Source organism: Pelagerythrobacter marensis, from assembly GCF_001028625.1.
Taxonomy (GTDB): Bacteria; Pseudomonadota; Alphaproteobacteria; order Sphingomonadales; family Sphingomonadaceae; genus Pelagerythrobacter; species Pelagerythrobacter marensis.
The window spans coordinates 821,278-844,241 of sequence record NZ_CP011805.1 but is presented as its reverse complement, the minus strand read 5'-3'; the positions used below and the strand labels follow the sequence as shown (position 1 = coordinate 844,241).

The window sequence follows — 22,964 nt, the reverse complement described above, 5'->3', positions numbered from 1 at the left end:
TCAGGGCAAGAGGAGACTGCTATCACCATAGCTGTAGAAACGGTATTTCCGCTCTATCGCCTGGGTATAGACGGCCCGCATCCGTTCGCGCCCCATCAGCGCGCTGACCAGCATGAACAGCGTCGATTTCGGAAGGTGAAAATTGGTCATCAGCCCATCGATCGCGCGGAAGGTATATCCGGGCGTGATGAAAATCGCGGTGTCGCCTTCGAACGGGCGGATCACCCCATCCGCCCCCGCCGCGCTTTCCAGCAGCCGCAGGCTGGTGGTGCCCACTGCGATCACGCGTCCGCCCCGCTGGCGGGCGGCGTTCAGCCGATCGGCGGTGGCGGCATCGATCCGGCCCCATTCGCTGTGCATCCGGTGATCGTCGGTATCGTCGACCTTGACCGGCAGGAACGTCCCCGCGCCCACGTGCAGCGTCAGCGTTTCGCGGGCGACACCGCGCGCATCCAGCGCCGCGATCAGTTCGGGCGTAAAGTGAAGCGCGGCCGTCGGCGCGGCAACTGCGCCATCCCGCGCGGCAAACATGGTCTGATAATCCCGCTCGTCACGCTCGTCCGCCGGCCGCTTGCCTGCAATATAGGGCGGCAGCGGCATCCGCCCTGCACGCTCCAGCAAGACCTCGACCGGTTCCTCCCCTTCGAAAGCGAAGGTAATGCTGCCATCCTCGCCGCGCCCTTCGACAAGTGCGGTGACGCCGCCCCCGAATTCCACCCGGTCGCCAGGGCGGCAGCGCTTGGCATTGCGCACGAAGGCCTGCCAGCGGCGCAAGTCGATCCGCTTGTGCAGCGTCGCACCGATCCGTGCATCGCCGCGCTGCCCCTCCAGCTGAGCGGGAATGACCCGCGTGTCGTTGAAAACCAGTACGTCGCCAGGTGCGAGAATATCGGGCAGATCGCGCACGATACGATCGGCGAAGTCCTTCTCGTCATCCACCACCAGCATACGCGCCGTGTCGCGCGGCGCGACGGGGCGCAGCGCGATCAGATCTTGCGGCAGCTCGAAATCGAAAAGGTCGATGCGCATAGGGCAATCAATCCCGTCGCGGGCTAGTCATGGCCGGGCCAGCCGCCACGCTACGAACGCCCTGCCCGATGGCGGCGTTACTGCCCTTCGGTCTGTTCCACCGGCGCGCTGAGCATATCGGCGGTGATCGCTTCCTGCGGAGCCGAGGGCGCGGGCGCGGCGGGCCGGCCCTTGTTGTCGGCAGCGATAGAAGCCTGCAGGATCCGGGTCGGGTTTGCAGGCGGCTCACCGCGCACGATGGCGTCGACCGCGCCCATGTTCCCGATCACGCGACCAAAGTTGGTATAGCGCTTGTCCAGCGCGAAACGCGGATAGAAGACGATGAAGAACTGGCTGTTCGCGCTGTTTTCGTCCTGCGCACGCGCCATCGCGACCGTGCCGCGAACGTGGGGCATGGGATTGAACTCTTCATCCAGATCGGGAAGGTTCGACCCGCCCTGCCCCGTCCCGGTCGGGTCGCCGGTCTGCGCCATGAACCCGTCGATCACGCGGTGGAAAATCACACCGTCGTAGAAACCCTGGCGGGCAAGCGTCTTGATCCGTTCGACATGGTTCGGTGCCCAGCTCGGCATCAGGCGGATCGCAACCCGCTCCCCAGTCGAAAGGTCGAGCAGGAGAATATTCTCGCGGTCTTCCTGAATGTCGTAATTGATCGGCTGATAGACCTGCGCGGGCTGAGCGGCTGCTGTCGCCTCCCCCTCGACATCGACGGCATCCGTCGCGGGGCTTTCCTGCGCGGACGCAAACGTTGGGGCAGTGACCAGCGACAGCAGGGCTGCGGCGGCAATCAGGCGTTTGGACATGAAATTCCCGTGGTCGAAATGGTAAAGACGTCGAAATAGAAAATCAGCCGCCAGCGTCTAGCGGCGGGGGTCTGTCGGTTCAATGAATGATGCGACAGGCGCTGCGCGGGATCAATAGTCTCCCCTGCGGCCCACTTCGTCGACGCGCGCGACAACTTCATCGCGCACAGCGGGGCTGACGAAAGGTGAAATGTCGCCGCCGAATACCGCAATTTCCTTCACCAGCTTCGAAGCGATCGGCTGCAACGACACGTCCGCCATCAGGAAGACCGTTTCGATCCTGTCATCGAGCTGCTGGTTCATCCCGGCCATCTGGTATTCGTATTCGAAATCGGCGACGGCGCGCAGGCCGCGCACGATAACATTGGCGCCCTGCTTGCGCGCGAATTTCATCAGTAGCGCGTTGAAGCCCACGACATCCACGTTTTCGACGCCGAGTGCGGCCACTTCGCGCCGGACCATCGCCATCCGTTCTTCGGGCGTGAACATGGGATTTTTCGAAGGATTGGTGGTTACGCCGATAATCAGCCGGTCCACCAGCTTGCTGCCGCGCCGGATAATGTCAGCATGGCCCAGCGTGATCGGATCGAACGTACCGGGATAAACGCCAATGCGCTCACCGTTGCTTTTGGCGTTCACCTGTCTCTCTCCACGATAAATCGCGCCAGCGCGCGCAGCAGGTCCGCTTCGGTGCCATAGGGGGCGAGGTGGCCGATCGCCTGCTCGATCAGCGCATGGGCCTGATGGCGTGCCTTTTCCACGCCCATCAGTGTCACGAAAGTCTGCTTGCCCTGCTCCACATCCTTGCGCAGCGCCTTGCCGGCCTTGCGCTCGTCCCCTTCGTGATCGAGCAGATCGTCGGCAATCTGAAAGGCGAGGCCAATGTCGCGCGCATAATTGCGCAGGGGCGCGCGCGAATCGCCCGGCAGGCGGCCCAGAACGGCGCCCATTTCCACCGCCGCCGACAGCAGGGCACCGGTCTTGAGCTGTTGCAGGCGAGTGATGGCGTGCAGATCGTAATCCTGGCTTGCCGCGGCCATATCCATCATCTGCCCGCCGGCCATGCCGCCCATCCCGCTCGCCGTGGCGAGGGTTGCGACCAGCTCGGCACGCACGAAGGGTTCGCCGACGGTCTCCGGCATCGAAAGCACTTCGAAGGCAAAGGCATGAAGCGCGTCACCGGCCAGCACCGCAGTCGCTTCATCGAATTGGCGGTGCAGCGTCGGCTTGCCGTGGCGAAGATCGTCGTCGTCCATGCACGGCAGGTCGTCGTGGATCAGGGAATAGGCATGGATCGCCTCGATCGCACAGCCGCACCGTACGGCCGTCTCGCGAGCGACCCCGTACATGCCCGCAGTCGCCGCGAGCAGCAGGGGGCGGACCCGCTTGCCGCCGCCGATCGCGGCATAACGCATCGCCTCCACCAGGCGCGCACGCGTATCGTCGGGGATCGGCAGCAGCTCGTCGAACGCATCGTCGACTTCGCGCTGTATGCGGGCGAGGCCATCGGCCAGAAGATTGGTCCGATCGTCGACGAGCTGCATTTCAGCTGGCCGCGTCGAAAGGGGCAGTGCCGCGGGCCTGACCATCTGCCCCCTGAACGATCTTTTCGATCCGGGCCTGCGCCGCATCCAACCGGGCCTGGCAATGCTGCCGCAGCCGTTCGCCGCGTTCGTAAAGCGCAATCGATTCGTCCAGTGCCGCCTCGCCACCTTCCAGTTTGCGAACGATCTCCTCCAGCGCCTTCAGCGCGTCTTCGAAGGTCATGCTGGCAATATCGGGGGCGTCTTTGGTCATGCGATAGAGCATTGACGCCCGCCCGGAGCTTGGTCAAGCTGACAGCGACAAGGGGGAACGGGAATGACGGGGATCCGGACCGGCAGAGCGGTCACATGCCTGGGGTATCCCCGTGCGAGACAGCGCACCGTCGCCCGCCTGGCAGGGCGCTGCTGAATGTTCATCGGGCACTGGGCCGCCGCCTTTATCGCCGGTGCCGCCAGCAGGCGGGCCCCGCGGCTGGGGACCCTGTTCGTCGCCGCCCAGCTGGTCGACTGGGGATTTTTCGTCTTCGCAATCGTGGGGATCGAAAAGCTGCGGATCGTACCCGGCGCGACCGCGATGAACCCGCTCGATCTCTATTACATGCCCTATACTCACAGCCTGGCGGGCACTGCGCTGTGGGCGGTCGTGTTCGCGTTCGTCCTGCTGGTATGGCGGCGCGATGCAGTGACGGCATTGATCGGGGGCGCCGTCGTACTGTCGCACTGGCTGCTCGACCTGATCGTGCACCGCCCCGATCTGACGCTTGCGGGAGGGGAACCGAAACTGGGGCTGGGCCTGTGGGATCACCCGCAGATCGCCATCCCGCTGGAACTGGCGCTGACCGTTGGCGCCTTCGCGCTCTATCTGCGCCGGACCCGCGGGCCGATCGGGCCGCCGATGATATTGCTGGCGTTGCTGCTGGCGATGCAGGCCGTCAACTGGTTCGGTCCCCCGCCCGAATCCGCCGGGGCGGGTTTTCACCTGCTCGCCCTCGCCGCCTTTGCCGTGGCGACCTGGGCCGCGTGGTGGGTGGGCGAAACGCGGTGGCATCTGCGCGAGGTCGGGCTGGGCGTGTCGACGTGGCGCCGATGATCGGATCGCGCAAGGATCGTTGCCCTCGCCGGGATTGAAACGTAAGGGCGCGCGCATGGCTACACCCGAGTCCGCGATCACCCCCGAAGTCGTCGAGCAGCACGGCCTCAACACCGAAGAATACGAGCGCGTGCTGCACGCGCTGGGCCGCGAGCCGAACCTCGTCGAGCTCGGCATATTCTCGGTCATGTGGTCGGAGCATTGCTCCTACAAATCCTCGCGCCTGCACCTGAAGAAGCTGCCGACCGAGGCGCCGTGGGTCATTTGCGGGCCGGGCGAGAATGCCGGCGTTATCGACATCGGCGACGGGCAGGCCGCCATCTTCAAGATGGAGAGCCACAACCACCCGAGCTATATCGAGCCTTACCAGGGCGCGGCCACCGGCGTCGGCGGCATCCTGCGCGACGTGTTCACGATGGGTGCGCGCCCGGTCGCGAATCTCAACGCGCTGCGTTTCGGCCGGCCCGATCATCCCAAGATGAAGCACCTCGTCCAGGGCGTGGTCGCGGGAATCGGCGGTTACGGTAACTGCGTGGGCGTACCGACAGTGGCCGGGGAAACCAATTTCCATCCGGCTTACGACGGCAATATCCTGGTCAACGCGATGACCGTGGGCGTCGCCGATGCCGACAAGATCTTCTATTCCGCCGCCACGGGCGTGGGCAATCCGATCGTCTATGTCGGTTCCAAGACCGGGCGCGACGGCATTCACGGTGCAACGATGGCGAGCGCCGATTTCGGCGAGGATGCGGAGGAAAAGCGCCCCACCGTCCAGGTCGGCGACCCCTTTACCGAAAAGCTGCTGATCGAGGCCTGCCTCGAACTCATGGCGACCGATGCGATCGTCGCGATCCAGGACATGGGCGCCGCCGGGCTCACTTCGTCCAGCGTGGAAATGGCGACCAACGGCAAGGCCGGCATCCGGCTGGACATGAACAAGGTCCCCTGCCGCGAAGAGGGGATGACCCCCTACGAAATGATGCTGAGCGAGAGCCAGGAGCGGATGCTCATGGTCCTGAAGCCCGGCAAGGAAGCCATGGCGGAGGAAATCTTCCGCAAGTGGGAACTGGATTTCGCGGTCATCGGCGAAGTTACCGATACCCGGCACATGGTGCTGGAATTCGACGGCAAGGTCGTGTGCGACATCCCGCTCGGCCCGCTGGCCGCCGATGCGCCGCTCTATGACCGGCCGGCCATGAGCCGCGAGGATTACAAGGCCTGGGCCAAAGTCGAGCCGCTCGACACCGTGCCCGACAGCCCCGATCTGGGCGCGGACCTGCTCAGGCTGATGGCGAGCCCCGATCTCGCCTCGCGCCGCTGGATTGCGGAGCAGTATGACAGCCAGGTCGGCGCCGACACGCTCCAGACCGACGGCGATGCAGGCGTGGTCCGGGTCCACGGGATGCGCAAGGCGCTGGCGATGACGACCGACTGCACGCCGCGCTATTGCTATGCCGATCCCTACGAAGGCGGGAAGCAGGCGATTGCGGAGGCCTATCGCAATCTCTGCGCAGTCGGCGCGCGGCCCCTGGCGGTGACCAATTGCCTCAACTTCGCCAATCCCCAGCGGCCCGAGATCATGGCCCAGTTCACCGGCTGCCTGGATGGCATGGGCGATGCCTGCCGCGCGCTCGACTTCCCGATCGTGAGCGGCAACGTCAGCCTTTATAACGAAAGCAAGGCGACCGGCGGCGGCAGCGCGATCCTGCCGACCCCGGCGATCGGCGGCGTCGGCGTGCTGGATGACTATGCCAGGATGGCGCGGATCGCCTTCGCGGCGGAAGGCGATGCGATCTTCGTTATCGGCGACAATAACGGCCACCTCGGCCAGTCGCTCTGGCTGCGCACGCTGCACGGGCGCGAGGCGGGCGATGCTCCGCCGGTGAACCTGGCGCAGGAACGCGAGCGCGGCGAATTCGTCCGCCGGTTGATCGGCGAAGGGCTGGTCAGCGCGGTTCACGACGTGTCGGACGGCGGCCTGCTGGTCGCGCTGGCCGAAATGGCGCTGGCCGGCAATATCGGCTGCTCGCTGGAACAGGTGGGCGACCACTTCACCGCTTTCGGCGAAGATCAGGGCCGCTACCTCGTCACGACCAGCCAGGCCGACCGCATTCAGGCGGCCGGCATTCCGATGCACCGGATCGGCACCGTCGGGGGCGACAGCGTTGCCGGGGTGCCGCTGAGCGAACTGCGCGCCGCGCACGAAAGCTTCTTCCGCGAATGGATGGAAGGCTGATCGTCGGCCCGGCACTCGGCTGCCCCGCGTGGGCCGCTCGTCCCGCGAGGGCGCACCGGTGACCGAACGCCCCTACCCCGCGCCGCCCGCGATGAGCGACGACGAGCGGATCGCCCGGGCCCGCGCGGCCTGCGAACGGCTTGCCAGCCGCCGCACCTGCCGCGCCTTCGTCGACAGGCCAGTGCCGCGCGAAGTGATCGAACATGCGATCGCCGCCGCCGGCACCGCACCATCGGGCGCGAACCACCAGCCGTGGCATTTCGCCGCTGTCTCCTCGCCCGAGGCCAAGCGCGCCATCCGCCTCGCCGCGGAGGAGGAAGAGCGCGCCTTCTACGCCGAACGGGCGAGCGAGGAATGGCTCGCCGCCCTCGCCCCGCTGGGGACCGACCACGACAAGCCGTTCCTCGAAATCGCCCCCTGGCTGATCGTCTGCTTCGCACAGCGCAAGGGCGGGATCGAGGAAGACGGCGAGGCTTCGAACTACTACGTCACCGAAAGCGTGGGCCTGGCCTGCGGAATGCTGCTGGCGACCCTGCACGAGGCGGGTCTGGCCACGCTGACGCACACCCCTTCGCCAATGGGGTTCCTGCGCGAGATATGCGGCAGGCCATCGCATGAAAAGCCGCTGATGATCGTGGTCGCCGGGCATCCGGCACCCGATGCGACCGTGCCCGAACACGCGCTGCGCAAGAAATCGCTGGAAACGATCGCCAGCTGGATCTGAAGCAGGCCGGTCAGGCGGCGGCAGGCTCCGACCCGGTAGTCCGTTCGCTGGCGAGCAAGTCGTAAGGATCAATCCCCTCGCTGCGCCAGACGGCGTGGCAGCGGCGATACCATGCCGGTTCGGTAATCCGCAGCTTTCGCCGTGCCTCGGCCAGGTCCATCGCCAGAAGGTCGCGGATCGGCATGGCGACGATCGGCGGACATGCCTTGCCGATACGATGCGCTTCCCGCACGGCGCGGAAGATCGGGGCCCGGCTCTTCACCTGCTTCCTGATGTTGAGCGCACCGGCATAGCCGAGCAGCAAGTGCCCGTGGCTCGGGCTTTGCCCATGGGTAAACAGCAGCACGCACTGTTCGCCCAGCGCATCGCGCCCGTATCCGGTCAGAACATGCATCAGATCGTGGGTGTCGCGCTGACGAAAGCCGAACCATTCGATCAGATCGCCAAACTTTGGCCGCCCCATCTTTTCCGATTCGGCCACCAGGCCCGCTGCGCTCAGCCCTTCGCTGCGCATGAAATCGACGTAGGCATGGGCAACGCTACCCTTCGGAAGCTTCAACAGAGCCTCGTGGTCGTCGAGGATCGGGGGAAGGAACGGTTCGTTGGCGCGCAGCGCCTCGCCTTCCGCACTCAGGGTCAGGGCACGGGCGCGCGGCAGAAATGTCTTTGCCGGAAGCGCATCGTAGATGTGGAACACCTGTTCGGTGTCTTCCTTGTCCTTGATCAGCTCGCGGAAGTGATGGAGCGCCTTGCGCACGTCGCGTTTCGGCCGCGGCCTGGCGGGATTGCGGAACGGCGTTCCGTCGGCGGCGCAGGCACCGCTTGCGTCGGGTTCGAGATGGGGCTGCGGTCGGTTCATTGCATCGCATCCTGTACTGACATGAATGTCAATATATCAGGTAGGTTGCAAATTGAAAGGGAGATTGCGCCCTTACCGCGATTCCCTGCAAAATCCAGCCCAAGCGGGCTATCCACTCACCCATTCGTCACGCGGAATGCCGAACAGGTCGAGCACGGCGGTAAGATCGCCCCGGTCGATCCATCCAGCGGCGGCTGCGCGCGCTTTCGGCTTGGCGCGAAAGGCAAGGCCCCAGGTCGCCGCCTGCAGCATGGGGATGTCGTTCGCCCCGTCGCCCGTGGCCAGGCTGGTCGCATCGGGGCCAAGGCGATCCGCCTCCTCCCGCAGGACCCGTTCCTTCACCCCACTGTCGGTGATGGCCCCGGCCAATGCGCCGGTCAGTTTGCCATCGGCAACGGCGAGGCGGTTGCCCACGACGCGATCGAAACCGAGCTGTTCCGCCACGGGGTCGGCGAAATGGTGGAACCCGCCGGTAACCAGGACGGTGCGGCAGCCGCGCGCCTTCAGCGTGGCGACCAGTGCCCTGGCGCCCTCCATCGGCCGGATCCGTTCGGCAAGGCAGGTTTCGATCGCTTCCTCGCTCAAACCGGCGAGCAGGCCGACCCGTTCGGCCAGTGCATCGGCAAAATCGAGTTCGCCCTGCATCGCCCGTTCGGTGATCCGTGCGACTCGATCCTTGAAGCCGGCGAAATCGGCCAGTTCGTCAATGCATTCCTGCCCGATCATGGTCGAATCCATATCGGATACGAACAGGTCGGGCGCGGCGATTTCGCATTGAGAAACCAGCAGGTCGGCGGGGGAAAAATGTTCGTCCAGCACCGCGCGCAGCGTGGCGGCGTCCCCTTCGGGCAAGCCGATCTGGAGGACATCGCCGCAAAAATCGAGCATCTGGGCGAGCGCGACGCGCATCCCCTCCCCTTCCAGCGCGACAGTCGCACGATCGAGGCGTGTTTCCAGCTTGGCCGGGTCTGCTATCAGCCGGGCAATGAGCACCCAAATTCCTCCGCTTGACGGCGACGGGCCGCCGCCGGTCGCGCTCATTGCAGGGCCTACCGCCAGCGGCAAGAGCGATCTCGCCGTGCGGCTGGCGCAATCCCTGATCGCGCGCGGGCAGGAAGCGTGCGTGATCAACGCCGATAGCGCGCAAGTCTATCGCGACCTGCACGTGCTCAGCGCCCGCCCTTCCGCAGAAGAAACCGGGGGCGTGCCGCACCGTCTGTTCGGCACCTGGGACGGGGCGCAGGCCTGCTCCGCCGCCGATTGGGCCGCCGCCGCGAAAGCGGAAATCGCCATGGTGCACGCGCGCGGCGGGGTTCCGGTGCTGGTCGGCGGAACGGGGCTGTATCTGCGCACCCTGATCGACGGGATCGCTCCTGTGCCGCCGATCGACCCGGATGTTCGCGCGGCAGTTCGCGCAAAAGCGGTCGGCGAAACGTACGAGGCGCTGGAGAACCTCGACCCCGAACGCGCGGCGCAGCTTTCCCCGAACGACACGACACGCGTTGCCCGCGCGCTGGAAGTCGCGCTCTCCACGGGCAAGCCGCTGGCCCACTGGCAGGCGAACCGCGAAGGCGGGATCGCCGATCGCGTTTCGCTCCATCCCCTGATCCTGCTGCCGGACCGGCAATGGCTTTACGAAAGGTGCGACCGGCGTTTCGCCGCCATGCTGGGAAGCGGCGCGGTGGCGGAAGTGGAGGCGCTGCTGGGGCGCAGGCTCAATCCCGAGCTGCCGGTCATGCGTGCAATCGGGGTGCGCGAGATCGCAGCGTGGCTTGCGGGCGAGATGACGCGCGAAGAGGCCATGTCCGCCGGCCAGCTGGCAACGCGGCAATATGCCAAGCGGCAATATACCTGGTTCCGCCGCCAGCCCCCGCAAGATTGGCATCGCACCGAATCATATTCGGATGATTTACCCAGAATGTTTGCATCATTGTTACCTGAATAGACCTTGACATATCATATTCTGTCGCATAGGCGATGGGAAATCGGAAGAAGTCTGACCCGGCGCGCCCCCTTCGCGCCGGGTCGATCTTTTTCCGGCGGTCGATGAGTGAGAACGAAAGGGTCGAACAATGGCGGAGGAGCGCAGCGGCGCATCCATCCTGATCGAATGTCTGGCGAGCCAGGGGGTCGAATTCGTTTTCGGCTATCCCGGCGGCGCGGTGCTGCCGATCTATGACGAGCTTTTCGCTGAGGAGCGTATTCGCCACGTGCTGGTCCGGCACGAGGCCGGCGCGGCCCATGCCGCGGAAGGCTATGCCCGCTCGACAGGCAAGCCGGGCGTGGTTCTCGTCACCTCGGGCCCGGGCGCGACCAATGCCATCACCGGCATTGCGGATGCTTTCATGGATTCGATCCCGATGGTCGTCATCACCGGACAGGTGCCGACTGCGCTGATCGGCACCGACGCTTTCCAAGAAGCCGACACCGTCGGCATCACGCGCCACTGCACCAAGCATAACTATCTGGTGAAGGACCCGACCCAGTTGCGCGCCACGATCGAGGAGGCGTTTCGCATCGCCACCACCGGTCGGCCAGGGCCGGTCGTGGTGGACATTCCCAAGGATGTGCAGATCGCGCTGGCCAGTTGGTCGGGACAGGACGAAGTCGCCCTCCCCTCCACCCGCTACGCCCCCCGGATGGATGGCGACGACGCGGCGATCGCGCAGGCGGTGGAAATGCTTGCCCAGGCGGAAAGCCCGATCTTCTACACCGGCGGCGGCGTCATCAACGCCGGCCCACGGGCGAGCGAGCTGCTGCGCACCTTGCAGGATCTGACCGGCGCGCCGGTTACCAGCACGCTGATGGGTCTGGGCGCCTTTCCCTGCGACCACCCGGACTGGCTGGGCATGCTGGGAATGCACGGCACATACGAAGCGAACATGGCGATGAACCGCTGCGATCTGATGATCTGCATCGGCGCGCGCTTCGATGATCGCGTGACCGGCCGCCTCGATGCCTTTTCGCCCGATTCGAAGAAGATCCACATCGATATCGATCGCAGTTCGTTCAACAAGACGGTGCCGGTCGATCTCGCGATCCTGGGCGACTGCGCGAACGTGCTCGATCAGATGATCGCCGCTTGGGGCAATCGCACTGCGCGGGATCTGGGGGAATGGAAGGCGCGGGTCGCCGGCTGGCGCGCCTGCGAATGCCTGGCCTATCCGCCCAGCAGCGCCGCGATCATGCCGCAGAAGGCGGTAGAGCGGCTGTTTGCCCTGACCCGCGAACGCAACCCGATCGTTTCCACCGAAGTCGGCCAGCATCAGATGTGGGCGGCACAGTACTTCGGCTTTTCTGCGCCCAACCGCTGGCTCACCAGCGGCGGCCTCGGCACGATGGGGTACGGCCTGCCCGCCGCGATCGGCGCGCAGCTGGGCAACCCGGAAGCGCTGGTGATCGATATCGCGGGCGAAGCCTCGATCCAGATGAACATTCAGGAACTGGCGACCGCCAGCCAGTATCGCCTGCCGGTCAAGGTGTTCATCCTCAACAACGAATATATGGGCATGGTCCGCCAGTGGCAGGAACTGACGTACGAAAGCCGCTATTCCAATTCGTACAGCGACAGCCTGCCCGATTTCGTCAAGCTGGCCGAAGCTTACGGCTGGAAGGGCATTCGGATTGAGGATGAGGCCGGGCTGGATGCCGGGATCGAAGCGATGATCGCGCATGACGGGCCGGTCATGGTCGATTGCCTGGTGTCGAAGGAAGCAAACTGCTTCCCGATGATCCCCAGCGGCGCAGCGCATACCGAAATGCTGCTCTATGGCGACATGGTCAGCGGGACGATGAACGATGAAGCCAAGGCACTGGTCTAGGGGCGCCGCAAAGATGCATATCAAGCAGGAAGAATCGCAGCGCCACGTGCTCGCGATAATGGTCGACAACGAAGCGGGAATCCTCGCCAAGATTGCCGGATTGTTCACCGCGCGCGGTTACAACATCGACAGCCTGACCGTGGCCGACATTACCGAGAACCACGCCGTCAGCCGGATCACCATCGTCACCAACGGCCCGCCCGCGGTGATCGACCAGATCCATGCCCAGCTGGGCCGGCTGGTGCCGGTTCACAAGGTCGTGGACCTGACGGAGGAAGGCCCGCACGTCGAACGCGAACTGGCCCTGGTCAAGGTCGTCGGCACGGGCGATAAGCGGGTCGAGGCGCTGCGCCTGGCCGACATCTTCCGCGCCCGTCCGGTGGACACCACGACCGGCAGCTTCATCTTCGAAATCACCGGCCCGCCGGAAAAAGTCGACAGCTTCGTGGGCCTGATGCGCGAGCTGGGTCTGGTCGAAGTCGGCCGCACCGGGATCGTGGGGATGATGCGCGGGGCCGAGGGAGCCTAGGCCGGACACAAGAAATTCCACGTCGCGCTGAACTTGTTTGGGCGCCCGACTATCCGTTAGCGCAATCTGCGTGGCGGAAGGGATGCTGAAACGGGTTCAGCATGACGATTGCACAGTGAAGGACGAGAGATGAAAGTCTATTACGACGCCGATGCCGACCTGAACCTGATCAACGGCAAGAAAGTCGCCGTGCTCGGTTATGGCAGCCAGGGGCATGCCCACGCCCAGAACCTGCGCGACAGCGGGGTCGGCGAAGTGGCAATCGCCCTGCGCGAAGGCTCCGCCACCGCGAAGAAGGCGCAGGACGCCGGCTTTACCGTGATGACCAACAGCGAAGCGGCCAAATGGGCCGATATCCTGATGGTCCTCGCGCCCGATGAACACCAGGCCGCGATCTGGGAAAACGATCTGGCCGGCAACATGAAGCCGGGCAGCGCGCTCGCCTTCGCCCACGGGCTCAACATCCATTTCGGCCTGATCGAACCGCCCGCCGATATCGACGTGATCATGATCGCGCCCAAGGGCCCCGGCCATACCGTGCGCAGCGAATACCAGCGCGGCGGCGGCGTGCCCTGCCTGATCGCGGTGCACCAGGACGCGACCGGCAATGCCCACGATGTCGCGCTCGCCTATGCCAGCGGCGTCGGTGGCGGACGCAGCGGCATTATCGAAACCAATTTCAAGGAAGAGTGCGAAACCGACCTGTTCGGGGAACAGGCCGTGCTGTGCGGCGGCATCACCCACCTGATCCAGGCCGGGTTCGAAACGCTGGTGGAAGCCGGCTACGCCCCCGAAATGGCCTATTTCGAGTGCCTCCACGAAACCAAGCTGATCGTCGACCTGCTCTATGAAGGCGGGATCGCCAACATGCGCTATTCGATCAGCAACACCGCCGAATACGGCGACATCACCACCGGCCCGCGGATCATCACTGACGAGACGAAGGCGGAAATGAAGCGCGTTCTGGCCGACATCCAGTCGGGCCGCTTCGTCAAGGATTTCGTGCTGGACAACCGCGCCGGCCAGCCCGAGCTGAAGGCCGCCCGCAAGGCCGCCGAAGCCCACCCGATCGAACAGACCGGATCGAAACTGCGCGCGATGATGCCGTGGATCGGCAAGAACAAGCTGGTCGACAAGGCGAAGAACTGACGGCAGAATCCCCCGCCAGAGATACCACGGAAATCAAGGGGACCGGAAAATGCGCAGATCATCCGTAATTGCCGCCATGGGCGCCGCCACCCTCGGGCTGGCGGCGACCGGCACGCTGATCGCGCAGGGTATGCCTGCAGAGGCGCCGGGACGGGTCGATCCCACGCGCATCACGGGCGGCACCTATCAGGCCGATGCCGCGCACAGCATGGTCCAGTGGCGCGTCGATCATCTGGGCTTCAACGATTACTTCGGCATCTTCGGCGATGTCGAAGGCACGCTGACGCTCGATCCCGCCCATCCGGAACAGGCATCGGTGGATGTGACGATCCCCGTCGCCAGCGTGACCGTGCCCAGCGCCGGCCTGCGCGACCATCTGCTGCGGCCGGGCAAGGACGGCGGCGAACCCGATTTCTTCGGCCCCGCTCCGGCACCAGCACGCTTCGTTTCGACCGGGGTAAATGTCAGCCCCGGCGGAATGACGGCGCAGGTTACGGGCGACCTTACGCTGAACGGGGTGATGATGCCCGTCACGCTGGAAACCCGCTTCACCGGTGCCGGCGCGGCCCCGCGCACCGAATACGAGACCGTGGGCTTCGAAGGCCGCACCACGATCAGCCGATCCGATTTCGGCCTCGGCTTCGGCGTTCCTATGGTCGGCGACGATGTGGAACTGGAATTCAGCATCGCGTTCGAGAAACGCGGCGACCAGTGATGCGCGCAGCGAAGCGAGGGTGCGCCTTGCCTTCCGGGCAATTTTCGCCCATTGCCGCAGGTATGACGCGCAACGGACTACCCCTGCTTCGACTTATTCGCCCTTGGGCGTGAACTGACGTGTGCCCGCCGGGCGCGCGTTGCGCCCAAGGGACCGACCGCCCATCCGAAGCAGACCGATCCGTTGCGAGAATTACCCCCATGTCCATGCTCCGCGAACCTTCGCGCAAATACACCGCCTTTCCCCAGGTCCCGCTGACCGAACGGCGCTGGCCCAGCCGCACGATCACCGCGCCGCCGCGCTGGCTTTCGACCGATTTGCGCGACGGCAACCAGGCCATCGTCGATCCGATGGATGCAGTGAAGAAGAACCGTTTCTTCGACCTGCTGGTCGAAATCGGGGTGAAGGAGATCGAGGTCGGCTTCCCCAGCGCGGGCGCGACGGAATTCGATTTCATCCAGTCGCTGGTACATTCCGGCCGTATTCCAGACGATGTGACCGTGCAGGTCCTCACCCAAAGCCGGGAGGATCTGATCCGCACCAGCTTCGCCAGTCTCGATGGTGCGCGGGCGGCGATCGTCCACCTCTATAACGCGGTCAGCCCCGCCTGGCGCGACATCGTGTTTCGCATGAGCCGCGACGAAGTGCGCGACATCGCCGTTGCGGGTGCGAAAATCATGCGTGACGAGGCCGGCAGCCGGCCCGCGACCGACTGGCATTTCCAGTATTCGCCCGAAACCTTCTCCACCGCCGAACTCGATTTCTCGATCGAGGTTTGCGAGGCGGTGATGGAAGTGCTCGCCCCCACGCCCGAACGGCCGATCATCCTGAACCTGCCGGCGACGGTGGAGGCGGCGACCGCCAATATCTACGCCGACCAGATCGAATATTTCTGCCGCAACCTGCCCAACCGCGAAAGCGCGGTGATCAGCCTGCACACGCACAACGACCGCGGCACCGGGGTCGCGGCGGCGGAACTGGGCCTGATGGCCGGGGCCGACCGGGTCGAAGGCTGCCTGTTCGGCAATGGCGAGCGGACGGGCAACTGCTGCCTCGTCACCGTCGCGCTCAACCTTTATACCCAGGGGGTCGATCCGGGGCTCGATTTCTCCGACATCGACCGGGTGATCGAGACGGTCGAATACTGCAACCAGATCCCGGTCCACCAGCGCCACCCCTATGGCGGCGAGCTGGTCTTCACCGCCTTTTCCGGCAGCCACCAGGATGCGATCAAGAAAGGGTTCGAGGCGCACGAACGCCAGAACGACGAACGCTGGCGCGTCCCCTACCTGCCGATCGACCCGGCCGATCTGGGCCGCAATTACGAAGCGGTCATCCGGGTCAATTCGCAAAGCGGCAAGGGCGGCTTCGCCTGGGTGCTGGAGCAGGATCAGGGTCTGAAACTGCCCAAGAAGATGCAGGCCGATTTCTCCCGCCAGGTGCAGCGCATGGCCGACGAAATGGGCCGCGAACTGAACGCGGCGGATATCTGGGACGTGTTCAGGCGCACTTATCACGTCCAGGTGCGGCCCAAGCATTTCCAGCTCGTCGATTACGAGGAAAGCCGCGCCGCCGATGGCACGCGAGTCTTTGCCGGGACAATCGAGGTCGAAGGGCGGGTGCAGAGCGTGTCGGGGCGCGGCAACGGGCTGATCTCCTCCGTCGTCGCGACGCTGAAGGAAAGCTTCGGGCTTGAACTGGAGGTTTGCGACTATACCGAACACGCGCTTTCCACCGGCTCCCACGCGCGCGCCGCCGCATACCTCGAATGCGCGCTCCCCTCGGGCGCGCGTGTCTGGGGCTGCGGGATTGACGAAGACGTCGCCACCGCCAGCGTCCGCGCCGTGCTGAGCGCGGCGAACGGCGCGGTCGAACGAGCCGAGAGCTGAGCCGGGCTAGGGGGGAAGGCGCGTCGACGTGCCCTTCCCCGCTTCACCGTCACCCTGAACCTGCGTCAGGGTCCATTGCGCCGCCGCTATCGCCCGCACGAGGCGGCGCAATGGATGCTGAAACAAATTCAGCATGACGGGTGTGGCCAGGGCAGCCGTGCCGCCCTGCGCCAATCGCTTCTTTCCTACAGGCCCCCGGGGACGCTAGCATCCCGGTGATGGACCGCCCGCACCCCCTCCCCGCCCCGCTTTCAGGCCGCTCCCGGTGGCCGGACTTTTTCTCTCCAGGACAGTGTAACATGCGGTCCATGTCTTCCCTGGCTGCGACGAACGGAGTGCTGCGATGAGCGAAGCGATTCTCGAACCCGACCTGCCGATCATCGATCCGCACCACCACCTGTGGGACTTGCGGCCCCTGCTCCCCGCCTTCCCCGAACCGCGCCATCCGTTCCTGGAGGCGATTGCGGGCGCGGCCTATTACACCTTCGACCAGCTCCACGCCGATGCCGCGAGCGGCCACAGGGTGATCGCCACCGTGTTCATGGAATGCGGCGCGTTCTACGATGCAGGGCGGAGCGAGCCGTTCAGGCCGGTGGGCGAAGTCGAGTTCGCCAATGGCGTCGCCGCGCAAGGGGCCAGCGGGGCCTATGGCGCATACCGCCCCTGCGCCGCGATCGTCGGCCATGCCGACCTCACCCGCGGCGCGGCGGCGGGCGAGGTGCTCGACGCGCTGCAGGCCGCCTCCCCCCGCTTCGCCGGGATTCGCCACGCCGGGGCTTGGGATGCCGATCCCGAAGTGCTCGGCCCGCCATTCCATGCGCCCGAGGGGCTCTATGGCGACAGCGCCTTCCGCGAAGGCTTTGCCGAACTCGGCCCCCGCGGGCTGACGTTCGATGCCTGGGTGCTCGAACCCCAGCTCGGCGACGTGATCGCGCTCGCCCGCGCCTTCCCCGACCAGCCGATCGTGCTCGACCATTGCGGCACGCCGCTCGGCATCGCCAGCTATCGCGGCACCCTGCCCGACCGGTTCGACCGCTGGCGCGCGAACATCCGCGCCCTGGCCGAATGCGAGAATGTCACCGTCAAGCTCGGCGGGCTGGCGATGGCCTTCTGCGCAATGCCGGACGATGGGCCCGCCGCGGGGTGCGATTCACAGACCCTGGCCGACCTCTGGCGGCCCTATGTCGAAACCTGCATCGAAGCCTTCGGGGCGGAGCGGGCGATGTTCGAAAGCAACTATCCGGTCGATCGCTGGGGCGCGAGCTATCCGGTGTTGTGGAACGCCTTCAAGCGGCTGGCATCGGGCGCGAGCGAGGGGGAGAAGCGCGCGCTGTTCGCCGGGACCGCGGCCCGCGTCTATGGGCTGGAGGCGCTGCTGGCCTGACGTTTACGTAACGGCAATCTCGACAACCGGCCCCGCGCCCGATAGCGCGTGTGACAAGTTGCAATCGACAACGGAGATATGGATGCCCCTGCCCGCCCCCTTCGACCGCCTGCGCCTGCCGGTGATCGGCTCCCCGCTGTTCATCGTTTCCGGGCCGGACCTGGTGATCGCCCAGTGCAAGGCGGGCATTATCGGTTCGTTCCCGGCACTCAACGCGCGACCTTCCGGGGTGCTCGACGAATGGCTGCACCGGATCACCGAAGAACTGGCCGCGCACAACCGGGACAATCCCGACCGCCCGGCCGCCCCCTTCGCGGTCAACCAGATCGTTCACAAGTCGAACGACCGGCTGGAAGAGGACATGCAGGTCTGCGCCAAGTGGCAGGTGCCGATGGTCATCACCTCGCTCGGCGCGCGGGAGGAGATCTTCAGCGCGGTGCGCGGCTGGGGCGGAATCACGATGCACGACGTGATCAACGACCGCTTCGCGCGCAAGGCGATCGAGAAAGGGGCCGATGGCCTGATCCCCGTCGCTGCCGGTGCGGGCGGCCATGCCGGCGTGCAGTCGCCCTTCGCCCTGATGCAGGAAATCCGCCAGTGGTTCGACGGGCTCGTCGCCCTGTCCGGCTCGATCGCGCACGGCCGTTCGGTCCTCGCGGCGCAGGCGATGGGGGCGGATTTCGCCTATATCGGATCGCCCTGGATCGCGACGAAGGAAGCGAATGCGGACGAAAGCTACAAGCAGGGCATCGTCGAAAGCCGGGCGGCGGATATCGTCTACACCAACCTCTTCACCGGGGTTCACGGCAATTACCTGCGCGGATCTATCGAGGCGGCGGGGCTCGATCCCGATGACCTGCCGACGAGCGACCCGAGCAAGATGAACTTCGGTTCCGGCGGGAACACGAAGGTCAAGGCGTGGAAGGACATCTGGGGATCGGGCCAGGGCGTGGGCATGGTCGATGCGGTCGATACGGTAGCCGACAGGGTCGACCGGCTGGAGCGCGAGTATCACGCAGCGAAGGAAGCGCTCTCCGCCAAAGCGGTCTGAGGATCGGTCGCGCGCCAGAGCGTTTCGGCCAGCGCGTCCATCGCGGTGAAATCATGGCCGGCACCGACCGGGTCGTACCGGTTGAGCACGAGGCGACGGCGTCGCCCCTCCAGCAGGCGCCGCCGCAGCGCGCGCTGGAGCAGGTCCAGCCGCATCAGCGCCTCGGCCCCTGCCCGCACCGGGCAGGCTGCACGAACGCTGGACCAGTGCCGCTCGATCTGTCCAATTCGCTCGGCAACCAGTTCGTTGTAGGCTCGATGCGGCCCGCGATGGAGCGGCAAGGCGAGGCGCAGGGCAGCCTGCTCACGTGCCGGCAACAACATGCCGTTGCGGCGGAAATCCTCCAGCCCGATCCGCCGTGCGCCCAATTCGCCAAACAGGCGTTCGAAGCAGGCCAGCCTGCGCAACTGGCACGGCAGAAGATGGTGGCGCTGCAGTGCTGGATCATGGCCGGGCGACTGCGGGCGATTGACCGATGCGAAGGATATTGCGCGGCGATGCCCGGCAGCCCCGCGCAAGAGGATCAGCCCCGGCCCACACGAACGAAGCGCCCGTTGCGCGATGGCCGCAGCGTAAGGATCGCCCCGTCGGGCGCGGCCAGTTCGATCGGCCGCTCCAGCGCATGAGAATCGATCAGCACATTGATCAACCGCAGCCCGATGCGGGTCGCTTCCACCGGATCGGGGAACGCAGTCGCGTCGAAATGCAGTTCCTGCCCGGTGAAGAAGGCAAGTCCGTCGGATTGCACTGCCCCATCCAGAGCCCGGCGGAAGGCCGTGATGCCGAGCGCCGGGAACGGCCCGCCCTTCAGCCATTTGTCCGCCAGCGACATGAAGAATGCGCGCCCCATCACGCTGCGCGCCGGCGACCAGACCACCGCCGTGACACCCGGGAATGCGCGAACCAGCTCCGCCCCCAGCGCCATCTGCACACGCACGACCGGCATCGTCGCGCGCGCTCCGGCAATGTGGGGGCCGGCGGAAAGCGACAACGCCTCACCCGGGTTGGCGATCAGCGCCTCCGTCACTTCGAACGTGTGACGCAGTTCTCCTGCCGGGAAGCCGGGACCCGGGGCCAGCCCGTCCAGGTCGAACGTCATTCCATCGACGAGCAGCTCCGCCCAGACGGTGCCGTCCCCGGCGGCGGGTCGCGGCGGAGCCGATTCATGGCTGATCGCAACCCGTCCCGAAGCAGAGAGCGCACGGCGAAGCGCGGCAACGCCGGGACGCTCGCCGGCCCGAAACAGCAGCAGCAAGCCGGAGCGTGTTCTATCTCCGGCAATGTCGGAGCGGTCGTTGATGAGGCGTCCCTTCGGCTGCGTCGCGCGGCTCTTGTATGGAATCGTTTGCGTCGTCGAGTGTTCCCGCACGGTCTTGCCTCCGATTCGGAGGCGATTGGCCAGAGATCAGAATACCCCGAGCGTAACCCCTTCGGCCAGCGCGGCGCCCAGTTCGAAACAACGCTTCCGGCGATGCGAGGAAACCGTCTTCGGCGCCAGAATGGCTTCAGGCGTCTGCGCGTCGAAACATTCGATCACCGGGTCAAGCACCCGGCGCAGACGCCACCCCCTGGCGATCCGGTCGATCTGCCGCTGCGCCCCCTCCCCATCGGAGCCTGCGGCAATAATCGTCGCGTAAGGCCGGCCCTCGATCTGGCCGAGGACGGGGTAGTAACAGCGATCGAACATTTCCTTCATCGCGCCGCTCATGGTCGCCAGATTTTCGGGGCACACGAACAGATAGGCGCTAGCTGCCAGCAAATCGCCAGGCACGACCTCATCGGCCCGAATCAGCCGCGCAACCTGCCCCGCACCTTCGGCGGCGGCCTGCGCCATCGCCTCGCTCGCGCCGGTGCGGCTGTGCCAGGCAATCAGCAATCTGCGCGGTTCATCGTTCATCGCGAACGAACATCGCACCCGGCTGTCGATTGTCAAACAGCCTGCTTTGCGCCGGGCATCCAGGTGGGCTAGACGACAGCGATGGCGTCGCACTCGCTTTCCAACGTCTTCGGGATCGAACGGTCGCTTTCGGGCAAGGCATGGCGCTGGCGCGGCGGAAACATGGCGCTCGGCAGCGATGGTGCCGCGCTCGAAGACGATATCGTCGCACAATTGCTGCTGTCGCGCGGCGTGGTTCGCGAAGATCTGGATCGCCATCGCGCGCCGACCTTGCGCGCGTTCCTGCCCGACCCTTCGGTGTTTCGCGACATGGAGGTGGCGGCCGAACGCATCGCGCAGGCGGTGCTCGGCGGGGAAACAATCACGATCTACGGCGACTACGATGTCGACGGGGCGACGAGTTCGGCGCTGCTGATTCGCCTCCTGCGGATGCTGGGTCACGACGCCGGGCATTACATCCCCGATCGCCTGCTGGAAGGTTACGGCCCGAGCGGCGAAGCGCTTGTCCGGCTGGCGGAACAGGGATCGAGCCTGATCGTGACCGTGGATTGCGGGGCGATGGCGCACGAGGCACTGGCGATGGCACACGATGCCGGCGTCGACGTGATCGTGGTCGATCACCACAAGTGCTCATCCGAACTGCCCAAGGCCGCGGCGCTGGTGAATCCGAATCGCCTCGACGAATGCGACCTTGCGGCGCAGCATGGCCATCTTGCCGCCGTCGGCGTGGCATTCCTGCTCGCAGTGGCAGTGGTGCGTACCTTGCGCGCACGCGCCTATTTCGAGGCCCGGCCCGAACCGGACCTGCGCGGTCTGCTCGATCTCGTTGCGCTCGGCACCGTCGCCGATGTCGCGGCTCTCCACGGGTTGAACCGCGCTTTCGTGGCGCAAGGGCTGAAGGTGATGGCGAAGCGGCAAAACGTCGGCATGTCCGCGTTGATCGACGCAAGCCGGTTGACCCGCGCGCCGATCTGCAGCGATCTGGGTTTCGCACTGGGACCACGCATCAACGCCGGCGGCCGCGTGGGCGAATCGACGCTGGGCGTCCGCCTGCTGACGACCGAAGACGTACACGAAGCGCAGGCAATCGCCGCCCAGCTTTCGGCGCTCAACGAAGAACGTCGCGCGATAGAGGCGGCGGTCCAGGAAGCAGCCGAGGCGCAGCTTGCCGGCCAGCACAATCGCGCTGTCTGCGTACTGGCGGGGACCGGATGGCATCCGGGGGTCATCGGTATCGTGGCCGGGCGGATAAAGGAAAAGACGGGCAAGCCGGCAATCGTGATCGCGCTCGATGAAGCGCAGGGCCAGGGCAAGGGATCGGGCCGGTCGATCTCTGGCGTCGATCTTGGTGCGGCCATTATCGCCGCGCGGGAGGCCGGGTTGCTGGTGGCCGGGGGCGGTCATGCAATGGCGGCCGGGCTGACGATCGAATCGGACCAGTTCGATGCATTTGCCGACTGGCTGAACGCGCGGCTCGCCGGGGCGGTTGAACGGGCCAGCGCCCAGCAGACGCTCTCGCTCGATCTGTCGCTGGCGCCTGGGGGGCTGACACCGGAACTGGTCGAAACGCTGGAGCATGCGGGGCCGTTCGGGGTCGGCTGGCCTGGGCCCAAGCTCGCGGTCGGCCCGGTTCGACTGATCAAGGCTGATGTGGTCGGCACCAATCACGTCCGCCTGATCGCCGGGGGCGACGACGGGCGATCGTTCAAGGCGATCGGGTTTCGCATGGCGGAAAGCGATCTCGGCCAGTCGCTGCTTCACGGTGCAAGGGGCCGGCGGCTCTGGCTGGCAGGGCGCGCGAAGATCGACGATTGGGGCGCACGCCCTGCGGCTGAACTTCATCTGGAGGACGCCGCCTGGGCCGATTGATGCCCAGGGGAAGATTTCAGAACGCAAGACAGGCCAGATCGCAAGACAGGGTTGACCGGACGTGACAGCGCCCCTAAGTGCGCCGCCACGCCACCGGCACCTGACGGTTTGGCCCCTTCGTCTAGCGGTTAGGACGCGGCCCTTTCACGGCTGAAACACGGGTTCGATTCCCGTAGGGGTCACCACCGACAAAGATCGCAGTGGTGCGCCATGGCTTCTCACAGCCCTGGCCCCTTCGTCTAGCGGTCAGGACGCGGCCCTCTCACGGCTGAAACACGGGTTCGATTCCCGTAGGGGTCACCATCCCGGTGCGATTGTTCAAAAAAATCCGGCGGATGCCCCAATAGCGTCTGGCCGATGTCACATTCGGAAGCT

General features: G+C 65.7%; 22 protein-coding genes and 2 tRNA genes. 14 read left to right on the top strand and 10 right to left on the bottom strand.

The features are described 5' to 3' along the window. The 5 genes from queA to AM2010_RS04095 form a co-directional block, all read right to left on the bottom strand. Complete coding sequence (queA, locus tag AM2010_RS04115; protein ID WP_047805993.1) at positions 1-1,029, bottom strand: tRNA preQ1(34) S-adenosylmethionine ribosyltransferase-isomerase QueA; 1,029 nt, start codon at positions 1,027-1,029, stop codon at positions 1-3. 77 nt (positions 1,030-1,106) lie between these two features. After that, positions 1,107-1,832: a peptidylprolyl isomerase gene (locus AM2010_RS04110; protein ID WP_047805992.1), complete on the bottom strand. Its 726-nt coding sequence runs from the start codon at positions 1,830-1,832 to the stop codon at positions 1,107-1,109. A 111-nt stretch (positions 1,833-1,943) separates the two neighbouring features. Then, positions 1,944-2,471, bottom strand: a complete 528-nt coding sequence (coaD, locus tag AM2010_RS04105; protein ID WP_047805991.1) for a pantetheine-phosphate adenylyltransferase — start codon at positions 2,469-2,471, stop codon at positions 1,944-1,946. Continuing rightward, positions 2,468-3,376 carry a polyprenyl synthetase family protein gene (locus AM2010_RS04100; protein WP_047805990.1) on the bottom strand — a complete coding sequence of 303 codons (909 nt, stop codon included), beginning with the start codon at positions 3,374-3,376 and terminating at the stop codon, positions 2,468-2,470. The genes coaD and AM2010_RS04100 overlap by 4 nt, the downstream gene beginning before the upstream one ends. Before the next feature lies 1 nt (position 3,377). Continuing rightward, positions 3,378-3,629: an exodeoxyribonuclease VII small subunit gene (locus AM2010_RS04095; protein ID WP_047807681.1), complete on the bottom strand. Its 252-nt coding sequence runs from the start codon at positions 3,627-3,629 to the stop codon at positions 3,378-3,380. A 156-nt stretch (positions 3,630-3,785) separates the two neighbouring features. Here AM2010_RS04095 and AM2010_RS04090 point away from each other — a divergent pair, with 156 nt between their 5' ends. The 3 genes from AM2010_RS04090 to AM2010_RS04080 are packed head-to-tail and all read left to right on the top strand — an operon-like array spanning position 3,786 to position 7,426. Continuing rightward, positions 3,786-4,466 (top strand): hypothetical protein, encoded by a 681-nt coding sequence (locus tag AM2010_RS04090; RefSeq protein ID WP_047805989.1) that lies wholly within the window; start codon positions 3,786-3,788, stop codon positions 4,464-4,466. A 55-nt stretch (positions 4,467-4,521) separates the two neighbouring features. Then, entirely contained in the window at positions 4,522-6,702 is a 2,181-nt protein-coding gene (purL, locus tag AM2010_RS04085) for a phosphoribosylformylglycinamidine synthase subunit PurL (protein WP_047805988.1), read from the top strand. 58 nt (positions 6,703-6,760) lie between these two features. Then, a complete protein-coding gene (locus AM2010_RS04080) occupies positions 6,761-7,426 on the top strand; it encodes a nitroreductase family protein (RefSeq protein ID WP_236699400.1) in 666 nt (221 codons plus the stop codon). 10 nt (positions 7,427-7,436) lie between these two features. Here the strand turns inward: AM2010_RS04080 and AM2010_RS04075 are convergent, their stop codons facing one another. Next, on the bottom strand, positions 7,437-8,285 hold the full coding sequence (locus AM2010_RS04075) for a Coq4 family protein (RefSeq protein WP_047805986.1): 849 nt from the start codon (positions 8,283-8,285) through the stop codon (positions 7,437-7,439). 108 nt (positions 8,286-8,393) lie between these two features. After that, positions 8,394-9,278, bottom strand: a complete 885-nt coding sequence (serB, locus tag AM2010_RS04070) for a phosphoserine phosphatase SerB (RefSeq protein WP_047805985.1) — start codon at positions 9,276-9,278, stop codon at positions 8,394-8,396. Here serB and miaA point away from each other — a divergent pair. From miaA to AM2010_RS04030, 8 genes are all read left to right on the top strand, one after another. Further along, entirely contained in the window at positions 9,271-10,230 is a 960-nt protein-coding gene (miaA, locus tag AM2010_RS04065) for a tRNA (adenosine(37)-N6)-dimethylallyltransferase MiaA (RefSeq protein ID WP_047805984.1), read from the top strand. The genes serB and miaA overlap by 8 nt on opposite strands. A 127-nt stretch (positions 10,231-10,357) precedes the next feature. Then, complete coding sequence (gene ilvB / locus AM2010_RS04060) at positions 10,358-12,106, top strand: biosynthetic-type acetolactate synthase large subunit (RefSeq protein WP_047805983.1); 1,749 nt, start codon at positions 10,358-10,360, stop codon at positions 12,104-12,106. Positions 12,107-12,119: 13 nt separating this feature from the next. Next, on the top strand, positions 12,120-12,635 hold the full coding sequence (gene ilvN, locus AM2010_RS04055; RefSeq protein ID WP_047805982.1) for an acetolactate synthase small subunit: 516 nt from the start codon (positions 12,120-12,122) through the stop codon (positions 12,633-12,635). A 129-nt stretch (positions 12,636-12,764) separates the two neighbouring features. Beyond that, a complete protein-coding gene (ilvC, locus tag AM2010_RS04050; protein ID WP_047805981.1) occupies positions 12,765-13,784 on the top strand; it encodes a ketol-acid reductoisomerase in 1,020 nt (339 codons plus the stop codon). Between the two features lie 49 nt (positions 13,785-13,833). Next, positions 13,834-14,499 carry a YceI family protein gene (locus tag AM2010_RS04045; RefSeq protein WP_047805980.1) on the top strand — a complete coding sequence of 222 codons (666 nt, stop codon included), beginning with the start codon at positions 13,834-13,836 and terminating at the stop codon, positions 14,497-14,499. Positions 14,500-14,699: 200 nt separating this feature from the next. Then, entirely contained in the window at positions 14,700-16,388 is a 1,689-nt protein-coding gene (leuA, locus tag AM2010_RS04040) for a 2-isopropylmalate synthase (protein ID WP_047805979.1), read from the top strand. A gap of 343 nt (positions 16,389-16,731) precedes the next feature. Next, a complete protein-coding gene (locus AM2010_RS04035; RefSeq protein ID WP_047805978.1) occupies positions 16,732-17,772 on the top strand; it encodes an amidohydrolase family protein in 1,041 nt (346 codons plus the stop codon). Between the two features lie 82 nt (positions 17,773-17,854). Then, positions 17,855-18,823: an NAD(P)H-dependent flavin oxidoreductase gene (locus tag AM2010_RS04030; protein WP_047805977.1), complete on the top strand. Its 969-nt coding sequence runs from the start codon at positions 17,855-17,857 to the stop codon at positions 18,821-18,823. On the opposite strand, the gene AM2010_RS13965 is transcribed toward AM2010_RS04030, so the two are convergent. From AM2010_RS13965 to AM2010_RS04015, 3 genes are all read right to left on the bottom strand, one after another. Then, a complete protein-coding gene (locus AM2010_RS13965) occupies positions 18,784-19,341 on the bottom strand; it encodes an AHH domain-containing protein (RefSeq protein ID WP_236699399.1) in 558 nt (185 codons plus the stop codon). The two genes, AM2010_RS04030 and AM2010_RS13965, sit on opposite strands and share 40 nt — an antisense overlap. Before the next feature lie 5 nt (positions 19,342-19,346). Then, the gene (locus AM2010_RS14380) at positions 19,347-20,078 is read right to left on the bottom strand and encodes a hypothetical protein (protein ID WP_053043904.1); all 732 of its coding nucleotides are present in this window, start codon (positions 20,076-20,078) and stop codon (positions 19,347-19,349) included. Between the two features lie 150 nt (positions 20,079-20,228). Then, the gene (locus tag AM2010_RS04015) at positions 20,229-20,720 is read right to left on the bottom strand and encodes a flavodoxin family protein (protein ID WP_047807678.1); all 492 of its coding nucleotides are present in this window, start codon (positions 20,718-20,720) and stop codon (positions 20,229-20,231) included. A gap of 81 nt (positions 20,721-20,801) precedes the next feature. On the opposite strand from AM2010_RS04015, the gene recJ reads away from it, so the two are divergent. The 3 genes from recJ (at position 20,802) to AM2010_RS04000 (ending at position 22,892) form a co-directional block, all read left to right on the top strand. Beyond that, on the top strand, positions 20,802-22,589 hold the full coding sequence (gene recJ / locus AM2010_RS04010) for a single-stranded-DNA-specific exonuclease RecJ (protein ID WP_047805976.1): 1,788 nt from the start codon (positions 20,802-20,804) through the stop codon (positions 22,587-22,589). Positions 22,590-22,699: 110 nt separating this feature from the next. Next, positions 22,700-22,774: transfer RNA gene (locus AM2010_RS04005), tRNA-Glu, on the top strand. 43 nt (positions 22,775-22,817) lie between these two features. After that, positions 22,818-22,892, top strand: a tRNA-Glu gene (locus tag AM2010_RS04000). Positions 22,893-22,964: the final 72 nt, after the last annotated feature.